17 protein-coding genes are annotated in these 13,961 nt (G+C 63.4%); 7 read left to right on the top strand and 10 right to left on the bottom strand.

Annotated features, from left to right (window positions below; genetic code table 11):
- Nucleotides 1-218 precede the first annotated feature (218 nt).
- Nucleotides 219-887, bottom strand: coding sequence for a RadC family protein (gene radC / locus HL657_RS01485; protein WP_317295084.1), 669 nt, complete (start codon nt 885-887; stop codon nt 219-221).
- 197 nt (nt 888-1,084) lie between these two features.
- Here radC and HL657_RS01480 point away from each other — a divergent pair, with 197 nt between their 5' ends.
- A complete protein-coding gene (locus tag HL657_RS01480; protein ID WP_317295083.1) occupies nt 1,085-2,740 on the top strand; it encodes a tetratricopeptide repeat protein in 1,656 nt (551 codons plus the stop codon).
- 15 nt (nt 2,741-2,755) lie between these two features.
- On the opposite strand, the gene HL657_RS01475 is transcribed toward HL657_RS01480, so the two are convergent.
- Genes HL657_RS01475 through HL657_RS01460 form a run of 4 tightly spaced genes read right to left on the bottom strand, consistent with a single transcriptional unit; the run spans nt 2,756 to nt 5,937 of the window.
- Nucleotides 2,756-3,886 (bottom strand): pyridoxal phosphate-dependent aminotransferase, encoded by a 1,131-nt coding sequence (locus HL657_RS01475; protein WP_317295082.1) that lies wholly within the window; start codon nt 3,884-3,886, stop codon nt 2,756-2,758.
- On the bottom strand, nt 3,883-4,290 hold the full coding sequence (gene ribH / locus HL657_RS01470; protein ID WP_317295081.1) for a 6,7-dimethyl-8-ribityllumazine synthase: 408 nt from the start codon (nt 4,288-4,290) through the stop codon (nt 3,883-3,885). The genes HL657_RS01475 and ribH overlap by 4 nt, the downstream gene beginning before the upstream one ends.
- 58 nt (nt 4,291-4,348) lie before the next feature.
- A complete protein-coding gene (gene ribC / locus HL657_RS01465) occupies nt 4,349-4,810 on the bottom strand; it encodes a riboflavin synthase (RefSeq protein ID WP_317295080.1) in 462 nt (153 codons plus the stop codon).
- A complete protein-coding gene (locus tag HL657_RS01460) occupies nt 4,807-5,937 on the bottom strand; it encodes a pyridoxal-phosphate-dependent aminotransferase family protein (protein WP_317295079.1) in 1,131 nt (376 codons plus the stop codon). The genes ribC and HL657_RS01460 overlap by 4 nt, the downstream gene beginning before the upstream one ends.
- 135 nt (nt 5,938-6,072) lie before the next feature.
- Between HL657_RS01460 and purE the strand changes: the two genes are divergently transcribed.
- Entirely contained in the window at nt 6,073-6,465 is a 393-nt protein-coding gene (gene purE / locus HL657_RS01455) for a 5-(carboxyamino)imidazole ribonucleotide mutase (RefSeq protein WP_317295078.1), read from the top strand.
- A gap of 259 nt (nt 6,466-6,724) precedes the next feature.
- Complete coding sequence (locus tag HL657_RS01450; protein WP_317295077.1) at nt 6,725-7,132, top strand: arsenate reductase ArsC; 408 nt, start codon at nt 6,725-6,727, stop codon at nt 7,130-7,132.
- A gap of 64 nt (nt 7,133-7,196) precedes the next feature.
- On the opposite strand, the gene thiC is transcribed toward HL657_RS01450, so the two are convergent.
- Nucleotides 7,197-8,486, bottom strand: a complete 1,290-nt coding sequence (gene thiC / locus HL657_RS01445; RefSeq protein ID WP_317295076.1) for a phosphomethylpyrimidine synthase ThiC — start codon at nt 8,484-8,486, stop codon at nt 7,197-7,199.
- A gap of 25 nt (nt 8,487-8,511) precedes the next feature.
- Between thiC and HL657_RS01440 the strand changes: the two genes are divergently transcribed.
- From HL657_RS01440 to HL657_RS01430, 3 genes are read left to right on the top strand one after another with little or no spacing between them, the layout of a single operon-like run.
- Nucleotides 8,512-9,114, top strand: a complete 603-nt coding sequence (locus tag HL657_RS01440; protein WP_317295075.1) for an MBL fold metallo-hydrolase — start codon at nt 8,512-8,514, stop codon at nt 9,112-9,114.
- A complete protein-coding gene (locus HL657_RS01435) occupies nt 9,107-9,562 on the top strand; it encodes a GIY-YIG nuclease family protein (RefSeq protein WP_317295074.1) in 456 nt (151 codons plus the stop codon). The genes HL657_RS01440 and HL657_RS01435 overlap by 8 nt, the downstream gene beginning before the upstream one ends.
- Nucleotides 9,559-10,110, top strand: coding sequence for a flavodoxin family protein (locus HL657_RS01430; protein ID WP_317295073.1), 552 nt, complete (start codon nt 9,559-9,561; stop codon nt 10,108-10,110). Before HL657_RS01435 ends, HL657_RS01430 begins: the two co-directional genes overlap by 4 nt.
- Nucleotides 10,111-10,187: 77 nt before the next feature.
- Here the strand turns inward: HL657_RS01430 and HL657_RS01425 are convergent, their stop codons facing one another.
- Both HL657_RS01425 and cofH (HL657_RS01420) read right to left on the bottom strand, forming a co-directional pair.
- Entirely contained in the window at nt 10,188-10,349 is a 162-nt protein-coding gene (locus HL657_RS01425) for a DUF1328 domain-containing protein (RefSeq protein WP_011842905.1), read from the bottom strand.
- Nucleotides 10,350-10,474: 125 nt separating this feature from the next.
- On the bottom strand, nt 10,475-11,578 hold the full coding sequence (cofH, locus tag HL657_RS01420; RefSeq protein WP_317295072.1) for a 5-amino-6-(D-ribitylamino)uracil--L-tyrosine 4-hydroxyphenyl transferase CofH: 1,104 nt from the start codon (nt 11,576-11,578) through the stop codon (nt 10,475-10,477).
- 107 nt (nt 11,579-11,685) lie between these two features.
- Between cofH (HL657_RS01420) and HL657_RS01415 the strand changes: the two genes are divergently transcribed.
- Nucleotides 11,686-12,000 carry a YunC family protein gene (locus HL657_RS01415; protein WP_317295071.1) on the top strand — a complete coding sequence of 105 codons (315 nt, stop codon included), beginning with the start codon at nt 11,686-11,688 and terminating at the stop codon, nt 11,998-12,000.
- Between the two features lie 106 nt (nt 12,001-12,106).
- Here the strand turns inward: HL657_RS01415 and cofH (HL657_RS01410) are convergent, their stop codons facing one another.
- Together cofH (HL657_RS01410) and HL657_RS01405 are read right to left on the bottom strand one after the other, a co-directional pair.
- Entirely contained in the window at nt 12,107-13,195 is a 1,089-nt protein-coding gene (gene cofH, locus HL657_RS01410) for a 5-amino-6-(D-ribitylamino)uracil--L-tyrosine 4-hydroxyphenyl transferase CofH (protein WP_317295070.1), read from the bottom strand.
- 28 nt (nt 13,196-13,223) lie between these two features.
- Nucleotides 13,224-13,892: a S24/S26 family peptidase gene (locus HL657_RS01405; protein WP_317295069.1), complete on the bottom strand. Its 669-nt coding sequence runs from the start codon at nt 13,890-13,892 to the stop codon at nt 13,224-13,226.
- Nucleotides 13,893-13,961: the final 69 nt, after the last annotated feature.

The following is a 13,961-nucleotide window of genomic DNA, read 5'->3' as shown; positions in this document are numbered from 1 at the left end:
GCGAATGTCGGGGAATTTACGGGATTTACGGGATCCTTCGGAGGCGTTCAGCCCGAACCAGGGGAGAAGGCCGGCCCGTCACGGAACCCCCGGTGCCCCACGACAACCGCCGCGGGGAGCACCGCGCCGATCTCCCGGGGGTCGAGAAGCGCACCTCTGTCCCGCCAGCAAGAGACAGGAGGAAGATGCCTGTAGCGCCGAGAACCACTCCCCGGGAGTTAAAGATGCCCGAGCTCCTTTAAGCTCACGTAACTCTTCTTCGTGACGATGATATGGTCGAGCACCCGGATGCCGAGGATCGACCCGGCCTCGACGAGCTGCCGGGTGATGCCGATATCCTGGGTGGAGGGCTCGAGCGTGCCCGAGGGGTGGTTGTGGACCAGGATGACCGAGGCGGCACGGTCGGTGATCGCCTCGGAAAAGACCTCCCGGGGATGGACGAGACTCTGGTTCAGGATCCCGACGGTGACGGTCCGCCGCTCGATCACCTCGCCGGCACCGTTCAGCGTTATACAGAAGAAATACTCCTGCTTCTTATCCCGCCACTCCGCGACCAGCGGGAGCACGTCCTCAGGGCGGGTGACCCGGTGCCCCGAGACGCCGTCGCCCTCGAGATACCGGCGCCCGAGTTCGAAGCAGGCCATGATCTCGCAGGCTTTCGCCGAACCGATACCATCTATTTCCAGGAGAGTGTCATAAGAAGGGCAACCTTTAGCACTCTTCAGATAGTGTTCGACGTCGCTCGCGACCTGCCTGACGTCCCGTTCTTTTGTGCCGCGTCCGAGAAGGAGAGCAATCAGTTCGGCATTGGAAAGTGCCTGTGGTCCCCGTGTTGCCAGTTTCTCACGCGGACGATCGTGATTCGGGGTATCGCGCATCTTCTTCATGCTCATCCAACCCGATCGGGTACCCTGATTTCGGTTTTGCCCTCAGAGCATGTATACGTTACCAATCGGCCCCGCATCCCGAACGCAGCCGGTTCCGGAAAGGAAGATCTGCAGAGAGCGGCTTTTCTTCCGGCCGGAGAAATCTCCCAGTGCGTAATCGAAATCCTTTTTACCAGAGGACCGCTATCAATCACAAAATGGAACTCCCCTGGAAGAGCGTCGAGTCCTGGTGCAGGAAGGGACGGTCATACGCCGAGCAGGGGCAGTACAACCGGGCCATCGAGTGTTACGATCAGGCGATTGCTCTGAACGCCAACGTCGCCGACGCCTGGCATCACAAGGGGCTCGCACTCACTACCGCCCGGCGCTACCGCGAGGCAGCCGAGTGTTTCGACCAGGCCGTCAGCATCGACCCGACCTCTGCAGACTTCTGGCACGCCCGGGGGCAGGTGCTCTACGACCTTGGGGAGTACCGGGAGGCGGCTGGCTCCTGCGGCCAGGCGGTAAAACTTGCACCGGAAACCGTGAACGCCTGGCTCACCAGAGGCCACGCCTTCCGAAAGATGGGACGAGGCCATGACGCAGTAGCCTGCTACGACCGGGTTGTCATGCTCGAGCCGGGCCGGATCGATGCCTGGCTCGCCCGCGGAACGGCACTTGCTGCAGAGCGCCGGTACGATGCGGCAATCGACTGTTACGACCGGGTCATCGCGCTCGATCCCGAGAACGCAAACGCCTGGTACGCCAGGGGAACGATCCAGATCCTCCTCTCCCACTACGAGGACGCGCTCGCCTCCTATGACCGGGCCGTCGCCATCAACCCGAATCACGCCGACACCTGGTACACCAAAGGATGCACGCTTTCTGCGCTTCACCGCTATGACGAGGCTATCGGGTGCTTCGACCGGGTGCTCGTCCTCAGTCCCGACAATGCCAATGCCTGGTACAACCGGGGACGGGCACTGCAGAATCTGGAACGTTACGAGGAGGCGCTCGACTGCTACGACCGGGCATTCCGGATCAGTCCCGATCATTCCGGGATCTGGTTTCAGAAGGCTCTGGTGCTGAAGAAACTGAAGCGCTACGACCTCGCACTTGCCTGCTTCGACCGGGCGCTCAGAGAGAACGCTGTCAATGCAGATATCTGGCACCAGAAGGGTTCCCTCTTCTTTATCATGAAGCGCTATGGGGAGGCGATAGAATGTTTCGACCAGGCGCTCAGGATCCAGTCCGACCACACGGATGCACGCTACTACCGGGGCGAAAGTTACTACGCCCTTCGGAACTACGCAGCGGCAATCCCCTGCTACCAGGCTATAGTCCGCACGGACCCCAGGAATGTGGTCGCCTGGAACAACTACGGCAACGCACTCTACCAGCTCGAACGCTACGAAGAGGCGCTCGTCTGCTACGAGCGGGCGCTTGAGATCGACCCGGAGAACCGCCAGATCTGGAACAACAAAGCAAGTGTCCTCTCTGTTCTTTCGCACTATGACAAGGCGCTCGTCTGCTATGACCAGGAACTTCGGACCCATCCGGAGAATGCGGACGCCTGGTGCAGCAAAGGCCTTGCACTCTTCATTCTTGGGCGATATGGCGAAGCCGTCACCTGTTATTCGCACGCACTCGAGATCAACCCCGCGAAACCTGAGGTCTGGAGCACGAAGGGGAACGCTCTCGTGATTCTGGAGCGCTGTGAGGAGGCCCTCGACTGCTACGACCGGGCGCTCGCCATCGACCCCGAAAACGGTGAAGCGCTCAAAGGGAAGGCAATGGCGCTCATGTATCTCGACCGCCATGACGAGGCAGCGAGATATTACGAGAGAGCGCAACGGTCGTTTAACAGGATTTGAGGGAAAAACGGTGGTTTAAACCCGTGCAATCCGCCCGACAGCTTCCTCGAGGTTCTCCATCGAGGTCGCATACGATACGCGGAGCCAGCCGGGAGTGCCGAACGCGGTTCCCGGGGTGACCGCCAGATGAGCGTCCCTGAGCCACGAGCGGGCAATCGCCATGTCGTCACCGTCGACCCGCACGTAGGCGTAGAACGCGCCGTCCGCCGGTGCGGTGGTGTAGCCGAGACCCTTGAGCGCCGGAATGAGGTAGTCGCGCCGGCGCTCGAACTCACGGCGCATTGCTTCGACGCAGTCCTGGCCGCCCCGGAGCGCGGCGAGGGCACCGAACATAGCAAACGTCGTCGGGTGCGATATGGTGTGCTGCTGCACCTTCTCCATCTGCCGGATGATCGGCCGGGGAGCAACCGCGTAGCCGATCCGCCACCCGGTCATCGCGTAGGCCTTCGAGAACCCGTTGATGGTGATCGTCCGCTCCGCCATCTCCGGAAGAGAGGCAAGGGAGATGTGCTCCTTGCCGTAGACCAGCTTCTCGTAAATCTCATCAGAGAGCACGTAGAGGTCGTGGTCACGGCAGATATCGGCGATGAGCCGGAGCGAGGCCGCATCCAGCACCGCGCCGGAAGGGTTCGAGGGGGAGTTGACCACGACCATCTTCGTCCGGGAGCTGACGGCCTCAAGAAGAGTGTCGTCGACCTGGAAGGTCTCGGGAGAGAGGGGGTGGTGCCGGGCGACGGCGCCTGCAAGCTGAGCGCAGGGTTCGTAGGAGACCCACGCCGGATCGAGGATAAGCACCTCATCGGTGGGGTTCAGGACGGCCTCCATCGCCTCGTAGATGGCGTCTTTCGCCCCGCAGGTGACGATCACCTCGTCGGGCTGCACGGCAAAACCGTTTTCTCCGGCGATCTTTTCCGCGATCGCGGACGCCAGCGCGGGTATCCCGGCGCTCGGGGCGTAATGGGTCTCCCCACGGCGGAGGGCGTCAATGCAGGCATCCTTGATGTGGGCCGGGGTATCGAAGTCCGGCTCCCCGATGGAGAGGCTGATGACGTCGACCCCCTCCTGCGCCATCCGCTTTGCGGCGTTCGAGATCTCGATCGTCGCGGAGGGGGCGATGGCCGCAATCTTCTCCGAGAGGTCTCTCATTCCAACCGCTGGACCATCTTCACGGCCGATTCAACGGCACGCTTCGCGTAGTCGATGCGCTCGGTCGCTTCCATCCGGGTCATCCCCGGCCCGGAGATGCCAAGAGCGACGGGCTTGCCGAACTCCAGGGAGAGGTCGATGATCTTACGCGCCGCATGCTGGACGACGATCTCGTCGTGCTGGGTGGCGCCCTCGATGACGCAGCCAATGGTGACAACCGCATCGATGTCATCTTCGGTGAGCAGTTTCTTGATCGCAAGCGGCATATCGTAGGCGCCGGGGACGTAGATCGTGTCGGCAACCTCCGCACCGAGGAAACCGGCGTGCTCCCGGGCCTCGATCTCCATCATGTAAGTGATGTCGCGGTTGAACTCCGCGACGACGAATCCAAGTTTTACCGTCATTCTTAATCCTTCCTGTGGTACTACTCGCACCGGTTGTTGATAATCCTCACTTTTTGCGTCAGGGGCGTGCGGGCCCGACGTCCTCGAACCCCTGCCGCTGGCCGGTCCCGGCGAGCTTCTCGAGGTCCTTCGGGCGGAGGGCGAGCCGGACGGCGTTTACTGCGTGTTCGCGGGTCCGCTGCTCCATCAGCCAGGCAAGCTCTTTGGCGTTCCTTGCCTCGTCCTCGTGGACGAAGACCTCGATGATGTGCTTGTTCGTCATCAGCTGGCAGAGGATGAGGCCCTGGGAGGCCTCGTGGGCGCAGACCTTGTCCTTCTCCGCTCCCCCGGGCATCCCGAGCGCCATCACGAGGTCGCACCCGCGCTCCTCAATCAACTTCTTGCACGCCACCGGGAGATCCTTGATCCCGGGGACGACGTAGCGTTCCAGTCCGACGCTCGCGTGCTTGCGGATCTCATCGATAGCGATCCCGCCCATGTCAATCCGGGCAAACGTCGTGTCGGCGATCCCGATCTTCATCCGAGGAGCACCTCTGCAGCGGCCTCCACCCCGTCGCCGGCCGCAACGTTGGACTTTTTCAGGGCGAACTGGACGGCCGCGAGGGTGGCGAGGATCTCCTGCGCCCCGACGCCGCCCATGGTGCCGATCCGGAAGATCTTGCCCTTGAGGTGGTCCTGGCCGCCGGCGATCTCGATGCCGAACTGCTTGACGGTTCCCCGGAGATCCTTGTCGGTGACACCTTCGGGGAGCCGCATCGCGGTCACGGTGTTCGAGTAGGCATGGTATTCGTCGAGCTGCGGGAAGAGGTCGACGCCCCATCCCTTCGCCGCGGCGCGGACGGCTTCGGTCATCCGGCGGTGGCGGGCGGCCCGGGCGGGGACACCTTCTTCCTCGATGATCTTGCAGGCCTCGCAGAGCGCGAGAAAGAGCGGGACCGCCGGGGTGTAGGGGGTCTCCATCGGGGTGCCGCTCCCGCTCTTTCGGTAGGCAGCCATATCGAGGTAGAACGGCCGCTTCTCTGAGATCCGGTCCCAGGCGCGCTCGCCGACGGCGATGGCGGCGAGGCCTGCAGGAGCCGCAAGGCACTTCTGCGACCCGACGACGGCGATATCGACGCCCCATTCGTCCATCCGGACGTCGTCGCCGCCGATGGAGGTGACCCCGTCCATGATGAAGAGCGCGTCGTGCTTCCGGGCAAGTTTGCCGACTTCGGGTGCGGGGTTCTTAATCCCGGCGCTCGTCTCGTTGTGGACCATGGTGACGACCTCGGCCCCGGCCTCGAGTTCTCGCTCAAGGGCCGCGAGATCGAGCGGGGTTCCCCACCCGGACTCGAGGACGGTGACGGTGCCGTAGCGTGCGCCGATCTTGGCAAAGCGGTCGCCGAACTTGCCGTTTACGAGCGAGACTATTCGCTTATCCCGCGCAAAGTTCGCGACGCCGGCTTCCATGCCGGCGCTCCCCGAGCCGCTGATGATATAGAGCTCGTTTGCGGTGCCGAAGAGGGTCTTTAACGTCCGGACACAGTCCGCGTATGCGGCGCCGAACTCGGGGCCGCGGTGGTTGATGGCCTGCCGCGTCATGGCGGCGCGTACCCGCTGCGGAATGGGTACCGGGCCCGGGATCATCAGGAGTGGTTCGTGTTCCATAAGATATCAGTCCGTATTGTCTTGTTAAGGACAGACGCTGTTTCTGCAAGGAACTTGGATGTAGATTCATATCAACCTCACCACCGTGCAATATCGACAGGGTGAAAAAGAGGCGGGGCATAATTCAACGTAGATATGGCAGACGTCACGGTTATCTGCGGTTCCGCCTCGGACGGCCCCGTCGCAGAGAAAGTCTTTGAAACCCTGAAGCAGCACGGCGTGTCCTACGACTACAAGGTGATATCGGCGCACCGCGACCCCGACAAACTCGACGAGTACGTGAAGGCGAGCACCGCCCGGGTCTTCATCGCGATCGCCGGGCTCGCGGCGGCCCTCCCGGGAGTGATCGCCTCGAAGACGAAGCGGCCGGTGATCGGCGTCCCGGTGAGCGGGACGCTGATGGGCCTCGATGCCCTCCTCTCGATCGTCCAGATGCCGAAAGGTGTCCCGGTGGCCTGCGTCGGGGTAGACAACGGCGTGAACGCCGCCCTGCTCGCGGTCCGGATCCTCGAGGCAGGACGCGCCTGATACACCCTCTTTACGCCAGTTCGGAGGAGGAACACACCTCACGCGAAGCCGCGAAGGCGCGAAAATGAGAGGATCTTTAGGGTGCTTTCGCGTTCTTCTCACCTTCGGTGCTCGAACTCCCGTTCGAAACCCTTCGGGTTTCTTAAGCTCCGTTCTGTTGGACCGTCGCACCTTCGGTCGCACTCCAGAGCGTCGTTCTTCGCATGAGCCAGCGGTATATACCGGCAACCTTTTTCCACCCGGCCGTGCAGGGAGGGGCATGAAGCAGAGAGTGCTCTTCATCGGCACGAACAACGCCGCCCGGACCCAGATGGCGGAGGGCTACCTCCGCGCCCGCTACGGCGACCGCTACGAGGCCTGCTCCGCCGGGATCGCCCCCACCGTTCTCGACCCTCTTGCCGTACGGGTGATGGACGAGATCGGGATAGACATCTCGAAGCAGCGGGCGAAGGACCTCGCCCTCTTCGACGGAAAAGAGATGGACTACGTGATCGCACTCTGCAGCGGGGGCGTCTGCCCGATGTTTCCCTGGACGAAGGAGACGATCCACGTCGACTTCCCTGACCCGGCGAAGGCCACCGGAACCCCCGACAGGGTGCTTGAGGCCTACCGGCGGAGCCGGGACGCGATCATCGCCTGGATCGACGGGCGGTCCGGGGTGAAGTGAGGAGACGTTTTCACGATCCGGGACACCCCGGCTCCGGTGCGGCTCCGCAGCCAGTCGCTCCTTCTCACGGCTCCATCCGCTCTTCCGGCACCGGGAGGATATCCCGCACCATCTTCACGGCGCAGAGGTCGCCGCACATCGAGCAGGTCTCGATCTCCCCGTCGCGCTCGTGGATGCGCCGCGCCTCCCCGGGGGCAAGCGCCGCCTCGAACTGCTTCTCCCAGTCGAGCGCCCGGCGCGCCTCCGCCATCCGGATCTCGCGGTTCTTCGTGTGTGCGGCGGCGCGGGAGAGGCTCCCGACATGCGCCGCGATCTTCGCCACCCGCGTCCCTTCCACGATATCGCGGACGTCAGGCAGCGCCAGGTGCTCGCTCGGCGAGACCATGCAGAGGAAGTCGGCGCCGTTCATGCAGGCGATCGCGCCGCCGATCGCCCCCACGACGTGGTCGTAGCCCGGCGCCACGTCGGTGACGAGCGGGCCAAGCAGATAGAGCGGAGCGCCGTCGGTCAGTTCCTTGATCATCCGGACGTTGTAGCCGACCTGGTCGGCCGGGATATGCCCCGGCCCCTCGATCATCCGCTGCACCCCGGCGGCGAGCGCCCTTTTCGCGAGATGCCCGAGCGTCAGGTACTCGGTCGTCTTCGCGAGGCGGCCGGCGTCCACGAGCGCGCCAGGGCGCATCCCGTCGCCGAGGCTCACAACAACGTCGTGCTCGCTGAGGATCTCGAGCAGGTAGTCGTACTCCGCGTAGAGGGGGTTCTCCTCGCCCGTCGCAGCCATCATCGCCACGTGGAACGCCCCACCCCTGCTGACGACGCCCATCGTCCGGGGGTCGGCCTTAAGCGACGCGAGCGCCTGGTTGTTCACGCCGCAGTGCAGGGTCAGGAAGTCCACGCCCTGCCGGCAGTGCTCCCGGATAACCTTGAACAGCAGATCGGTGTCGACGTCCGCCGCACTCCCCGCCCGCCGGACTGCCTCGTAGACGGGGACGGTGCCGACCGGCGCATCGAGTTCGAGGATCCGGCGCCGGATGCGGACGAGATCGCCGCCGGTCGAGAGGTCCATCAGCGCGTCCGCACCCTCCCGGAGTGCCGCCTTCGCCTTCTCGACCTCGAGGTCCTCGTCGCACCGGGTTCCCGACGTCCCGATGTTCACGTTGACCCGCACCCTGCAGCCCTCCCCGATGGCGCAGAGTCGGTGCGGCCTCGTTGGGTTTGCTGGAATGACTATCCGGCCGCGGGCGACGGCCCGCGCGGCGGCGTGGGGGGCGAGATCCTCTTCCCGGGCGATCGTCTCCACCTCAGGAGGAACCCCGCGCAGGCACGCTAGAGCAAGGGTATGCATAAGAACCATTTGCCCGGAAGCCATATTAGTCTGCATGCCAGTCCGGTGGATCACGAGCGGCGCGACCTACGCCAATTCGTTTGTTTACGGAAACATCCTCATCGACGCGGGTGTTCTCCCGATGGTGGTGGAGCCGTATGCCGTCGAGATCGACACGATCGTCCTCACCCACGCCCACTACGATCATATCGCCCATGTGAGAGAGATCACCCGGCTTTGCGGCGATGCCACCGTCTGCATCCACGAGGCGGATGCACCCGGCCTCATCGACGACACCAGGAGTCTCGCGATGCATTTCGGGGCAAGATCGCCTGGAATCGTCCCCGACATTGTTCTTGCCGACGGCGACCGGGTAGGGAGCCTTCGCGTGATCCACACCCCCGGGCACACGCCGGGCGGGATCTGCCTCTACGATGAGGGGGAAAAACTGCTCTTCTCCGGAGACACCGTCTTTACCGGCGGATCCTTCGGGCGCTACGACTTCCCGGGGGGCGACCGGACGGCACTCGCGGCATCCATCGAGCATCTCGCGGCGCTGGAGGTCGTTGGCCTCTACCCCGGACATGGGGAGCCCGCCCTCCGCGACGGCGGAAGGCATATCGCGGCCGCACGGGAGGCGCTCCGATTCTATGGATAAGGGGATCTACGCCCTCATCCTTGAGAACGACCATTGCGTAGTCCGCGTCGGCGCTCTCGGGACACGGGAGTTTGCACCCGGCAGCCACGTCTACGTGGGCTCGGCGCTAGGAAGCGGCGGGCTTGCCCGCGCAGACCGGCACGTGAGGCTCGCCCTCCGTCGCGACCGCCCTCCCCGGTGGCACATCGACTACCTCCTCCTCGACCCGCATTTTTTCCCCGCCAGCGTCGTCACCGCCGCGACAGACCGGGACTGCGAATGCGACCTCGCCCGCGCTATCGGCGGGGTATACGTCCCCGGGTTCGGGTGTAGCGACTGCGCCTGCCCTTCGCATCTCTTCCACCGTTCCGGCGACCCGGTCCCCGAGATCCTCGCTCTCTTCCGGAGTCTGGATCTGGATGCCCGGATCACAAGAATCAAGAACGAGGGGCGCGAGCATAGGATATGAATGTTCTCGGTATCTCCGGAAGCATGCGCAAGAACGGCAACACCGCGCTGCTGGTCACCACCATCCTCGACCGGGTGCGGGAGGCGGGCATCGAGACCGAGTTTCTCTCGCTTGCCGATATGGATATTCAGCCCTGCACAGGTTGCGAAGCCTGCAAGGACGCAAAGTGGTGCGTAACGGAGGATGACGACTGGAGCAGTGTGGCGGAGAAGATGGTCGATTGCGAGGTGCTGATTCTCGGCGCCCCGACCTACTACTACGACATCAACGGTCAGACGAAGAACCTGATCGACCGGACTTACTCCCTCTATCACGACCGGAGGCTTTCGGGGAGGAGAGCCGTCGCCGTCGCCGTCTGCGCCGACCGGGGGTGTGAGCGCTCCCTCGAGACCATTGAGGGGTTCTTAAACACCCACGAGTTCTCGTACCTTGGCTACGTCTGCGGGAAGGGCTACGCGCCGGGAGATATCCGCAACGACGAGCAGGCGATGAAGAAGGCCGCGGAGGTTGCGGATACGATCGTCAGGTATCTCAGGCCGGAGGATTGAGAAGCGGATCTTGCGATGCGGGGAAAATCCGCCGGGAAAAAGGTGTCCCAGCCGAACGCCCCGCATCCCCCGCCGGGTCAGAGCAGCAACGATATTATCGCGAGGACTATGAAAATGATAACCAGCCACTTCGCGACCGACATCGACATCCCTGCAACGCCCCGTGCCCCGAGTATGGCAAATATAAGTGCCAGTACGAAGAAGAGAATTGCAAGGCCAACAAGACCACCGCCTAACATATACCGTTCTCCTCCCAATCGCCGGTATCAGGCCGGTGTTGGGGAGCCACAATCTATTTTCGGGTATTTATAATTATCCAGAGATATTTGGGGGCCAGGCAGATCGATCCGGCCCTTCCCGGGGATCACCCCGGGAGAAGATCATAGATCGTTGTCCGCTGTCGAAGCGTCCGGCCGAGATCCGCGGTCATCCGTTGCATATCGGCCGGATCCAGGTAATCGGTGTCCCGGGCGCCCGCCTCCCGGGAGATGCTCTCCTCAAAGAGTGTTCCCCCGAGATCGTCCGCACCGGAGAGGAGCGCCATCCCCGCCATCTTCGTTCCCAGCTTCACCCAGGAGGCCTGGATGTGGTCAAAGTTGTCCAGGAAGAGGCGCGCGACCGCAAACATCAGGAGATCCTCCCTGCCGGTCGCCCCGGGCCGGGCGAGCCCCGCGCGGTAGAGCGGGGTGTTTTTGTGAATGAACGAGAGAGGGACGAACTCAGTAAACCCTCCGGTCTCGTCCTGGATCTCCCGGAGAACCGCAAGATGTCGGGCGCGGTCCGCCTCGCTCTCGCAATGGCCGTACATAATCGTCGCCGTCGACCGGATACCGATGCCGTGCGCCTCCTTGATAATCCGGCCCCAGGTTGCGGTATCGACCTTGTCCGGGCAGATCACCCGCCGAACGTCGTCGACCAGGATCTCGGCCGCCGTCCCGCAGAGGGTGGAAAGACCCGCATCTCTCATCATCTCCAGGACTTCCCGGGTGGAGATGCCGCTCTTTCTCGCGCCATAGGCAACCTCCATCGGGTTGCTTGCGTGGATATGTACGTCGGGAGCCTCGTCCCGTATCCAGGAGTAGATACCGACGTAGGATTGGGCGTCGAATCCCGGGTGGAGACCGCTCACCGTGCAGATTTCGGTCACATTACGCTCGCGCGCCGCCCGCGCCTTCTCCCGTACCATGGCCTCGTCATAAAAGAAGATGTCGGCGTCGCCCGGTTTCCGGGAGAAACCGCAGAACCCGCAGGCATTCACGCAGAGGTTGGTGACGTTGATGTTCTGGTTGCGGACGTAGGTGACGATGTCGCCGACTTTCTGTTCCCGGAGTTCGTCCGCGGCGGCAGCGATCTCCCAGACGCCGCGGTCGCGCGTCGAGAGGAGACGGATGGCCTCCTCCTCCGTGAGCCGATGGCCGGCAAACACATCTTTGAGTAACCGTCGCAGTCCTGGTGTCACGCGCCTCATCTCTCCCCGATACGATACGTTGATCTGGCGCGGTCAGGACAAGAACCTTCGGGTGCTTCTGATGGTGGTGCATACACTTATCAGTTCCCGGGAGTATTCCGGCGGCCATGGCGCAACAGATTCTGTGCCACCAGCGCACAAGGCTCAGCTACAAGGATGCATACGGCTACGTCATCCCGGTCGGGAACACCAGCCTGATGACCTGGGTGACCGACGAGGGGATGATCGGGACAGAGGGGTTCGATATCGAGGCGCTGGCGAACGTCGGAGTCCCCGCGGCGATCGTCGGTGTCTCGGAAGAGTCGACCCTCGATACCCTGGATGGCCTGTTGGTTGCCGAGGTAAAGGCAGCAAACCTCTCGGCGATGCAGCGCCGTGTCGAGATCGGGATGCCGGGGAGGGAGGCCCTGAACCGGATGTGACGCTACCTCAGTAGTTCGCTGATTCTGGCGTCCGGCAACGATGGAGCGTCGCTACTTAAAAACGCTTCGCGTTGTCTCATGCTCCGGCCCTTCGGCCCGTCGCACCTCACACCAGCTCATAGGTCGTCGTCCGCTGGCGGAGCGTCCGGCCGAGATCCCCGGCGATCCGCTGCATCTCCGCCGGGTCCAGGTAATCGGCGCCCTCGCCGCCGGCATCCGTGCTGACGTCGTCGCAGAACATCGTCCCGCCGAGGTCGTCGCCGCCCGCGAGCAGCCCCAGCTGCGCCATCTTCGTCCCGACCTTGCCCCAGGAGATCTGGATGTGGTCGAAGTTGTCCAGGAAGAGCCGGGCGACCGCAAAGAGCAGGAGGTCTTCCCGGCCGGTGGCACCCGCGGTCGCGAGGCCGCTACGATAGAGGGCCGTATTCTCGTGGAGGAAGGAGAGCGGGACCAGTTCGGTGAACCCGCCAGTCTCGTCCTGGATCTCCCGGAGGATCGAAAGATGTCGGGCACGATCCGCGGCGCTCTCGCAGGAGCCGTACATGATCGTCGCCGTCGACCGGAGGCCGAGACGATGCGCCTCCTTGATTATCCGGACCCATGTCGCCGTGTCGCACTTGTTCGGGCAGATCACCCGCCGGACGTCGTCAACCAGAATCTCAGCCGCGGTCCCCTGCAGGGTTCCGAGCCCCGCGTCGCGCAGGCGCTCGATCGCATCCTTCGTCGAGACGCCGCTTCGTTTCGCCGCCCAGACAATCTCGTCCGGGCTCGCCGTGTGGATATCCACACCGGGAGCCTCGTCCTGCACACAGGAGATGAGGTCGACATAGGAGTCGAGGGTGTAGTCCGGGTGGACGCCGGAGAGAAGGCATATCTCGGTGACGTTCCGCGCCGCGGCCGCCCTGGCCTTCTCCCGGATCGCATCGGTATCGTCGTAGAACGCCTCCGGATCGTCCGCCCGCCGCCCGAACCCGCAGAAGCCACAGAGGTTCTTACAGATGTTGGTGACGTGGATGTTCTGGTTGCGGACGTAGGTGACGACGTCGCCGACTTTCTGTTCCCGGAGTTCGTCCGCGGCGGCAGCGATCTTCCAGACGCCCCGGTCGCGCGTCGAAAGGAGACGGACGGCCTCCTCCTCCGTGAGCCGGTGGCCGGCGAGTGTATCGTCGAGCAGGGTATGCAACGAGTTGGGCATCGTAAACAGCTCTCTTGTAGTCCCGGATTTATTCCTCTTTCTCTTTGCGCCGCGCAAGGACGAAGTCGTGGATGAGGATGACCAGGATGACGACGACGGCAAACTCGGCGAGGTGCAGGGGCAGGTAGCCGACGAGCGGCACCGCGACGAGCGCTTTCCCCACAATCCACTCCTTCTTTACCGGCTCGATCACCCCGATGCCGGAGATCCGGAGGTTCGGTTGGTCGGTGTAGGGGTTGTTGTCCCCTTTGGTGATGTAGCCGCCGTGCGGGTCATCGTAGTAGGCCCCGAGCCCTGACTCCTCTACGGCGGCGGTATCGACGAACGTCATCGCCCGATGGATGATCGGATGGACGGAATCGGCGCCGTTCGGGCGGTAGACAATCACGTTGCCATAGTTCCCGAACGACGATTGACCCGTCCGCTGCCCTTCGGCCCAGGTCGCGAGCCCACCGAACCGGTCCTCGTCAACGACGAGCACCAGGTCGCCGACGTTCATGTTCGGGACCATGCTCTCCGACTCGATCGTGACCACCGCCGGCCAGGTGCCGGCGAAGAGGTAGAGAACAAGGGCGATACCCCCCACGACCGCGACAACCCAGAGGAGGTCGCGGGCGAGCGAGATGATCGGGCGGTCGCTCTCCCGGAACGCTCGCATAGCCGATACTGCACGCTGCAGCCAGGTGGTATCCGACATCTGTTCTAAAGAGATTGATATCCTTCATATACATAGATTCCCCGGATATCCCGGACCGGGAATGGAGCG

This window comes from Methanoculleus nereidis (assembly GCF_032944295.1).
GTDB classification, from domain to species: Archaea; Halobacteriota; Methanomicrobia; order Methanomicrobiales; family Methanoculleaceae; genus Methanoculleus; species Methanoculleus nereidis.
The sequence above is the reverse complement of the archived record's forward strand: the minus strand, read 5'-3'. Positions and strand labels throughout refer to the sequence as shown.

What these genes read in the sequence shown, in the direction of transcription:
- ribH (WP_317295081.1), bottom strand. Translation starts at nt 4,290, where the DNA reads ATGACGGTAAAACTTGGATTCGTCGTCGCGGAGTTCAACCGCGACATC.
- ribC (WP_317295080.1), bottom strand. Translation starts at nt 4,810, where the DNA reads ATGAAGATCGGGATCGCCGACACGACGTTTGCCCGGATTGACATGGGC.
- HL657_RS01435 (WP_317295074.1), top strand. Translation starts at nt 9,107, where the DNA reads ATGGATAAGGGGATCTACGCCCTCATCCTTGAGAACGACCATTGCGTA.
- thiC (WP_317295076.1), bottom strand. Translation starts at nt 8,486, where the DNA reads ATGGTTCTTATGCATACCCTTGCTCTAGCGTGCCTGCGCGGGGTTCCT.
- purE (WP_317295078.1), top strand. Translation starts at nt 6,073, where the DNA reads ATGGCAGACGTCACGGTTATCTGCGGTTCCGCCTCGGACGGCCCCGTC.
- radC (WP_317295084.1), bottom strand. Translation starts at nt 887, where the DNA reads ATGAAGAAGATGCGCGATACCCCGAATCACGATCGTCCGCGTGAGAAA.
- HL657_RS01415 (WP_317295071.1), top strand. Translation starts at nt 11,686, where the DNA reads ATGGCGCAACAGATTCTGTGCCACCAGCGCACAAGGCTCAGCTACAAG.
- cofH (WP_317295072.1), bottom strand. Translation starts at nt 11,578, where the DNA reads ATGAGGCGCGTGACACCAGGACTGCGACGGTTACTCAAAGATGTGTTT.
- HL657_RS01450 (WP_317295077.1), top strand. Translation starts at nt 6,725, where the DNA reads ATGAAGCAGAGAGTGCTCTTCATCGGCACGAACAACGCCGCCCGGACC.
- HL657_RS01425 (WP_011842905.1), bottom strand. Translation starts at nt 10,349, where the DNA reads ATGTTAGGCGGTGGTCTTGTTGGCCTTGCAATTCTCTTCTTCGTACTG.
- HL657_RS01430 (WP_317295073.1), top strand. Translation starts at nt 9,559, where the DNA reads ATGAATGTTCTCGGTATCTCCGGAAGCATGCGCAAGAACGGCAACACC.
- HL657_RS01480 (WP_317295083.1), top strand. Translation starts at nt 1,085, where the DNA reads ATGGAACTCCCCTGGAAGAGCGTCGAGTCCTGGTGCAGGAAGGGACGG.
- HL657_RS01440 (WP_317295075.1), top strand. Translation starts at nt 8,512, where the DNA reads ATGCCAGTCCGGTGGATCACGAGCGGCGCGACCTACGCCAATTCGTTT.
- HL657_RS01405 (WP_317295069.1), bottom strand. Translation starts at nt 13,892, where the DNA reads ATGTCGGATACCACCTGGCTGCAGCGTGCAGTATCGGCTATGCGAGCG.
- HL657_RS01475 (WP_317295082.1), bottom strand. Translation starts at nt 3,886, where the DNA reads ATGAGAGACCTCTCGGAGAAGATTGCGGCCATCGCCCCCTCCGCGACG.
- HL657_RS01460 (WP_317295079.1), bottom strand. Translation starts at nt 5,937, where the DNA reads ATGGAACACGAACCACTCCTGATGATCCCGGGCCCGGTACCCATTCCG.
- cofH (WP_317295070.1), bottom strand. Translation starts at nt 13,195, where the DNA reads ATGCCCAACTCGTTGCATACCCTGCTCGACGATACACTCGCCGGCCAC.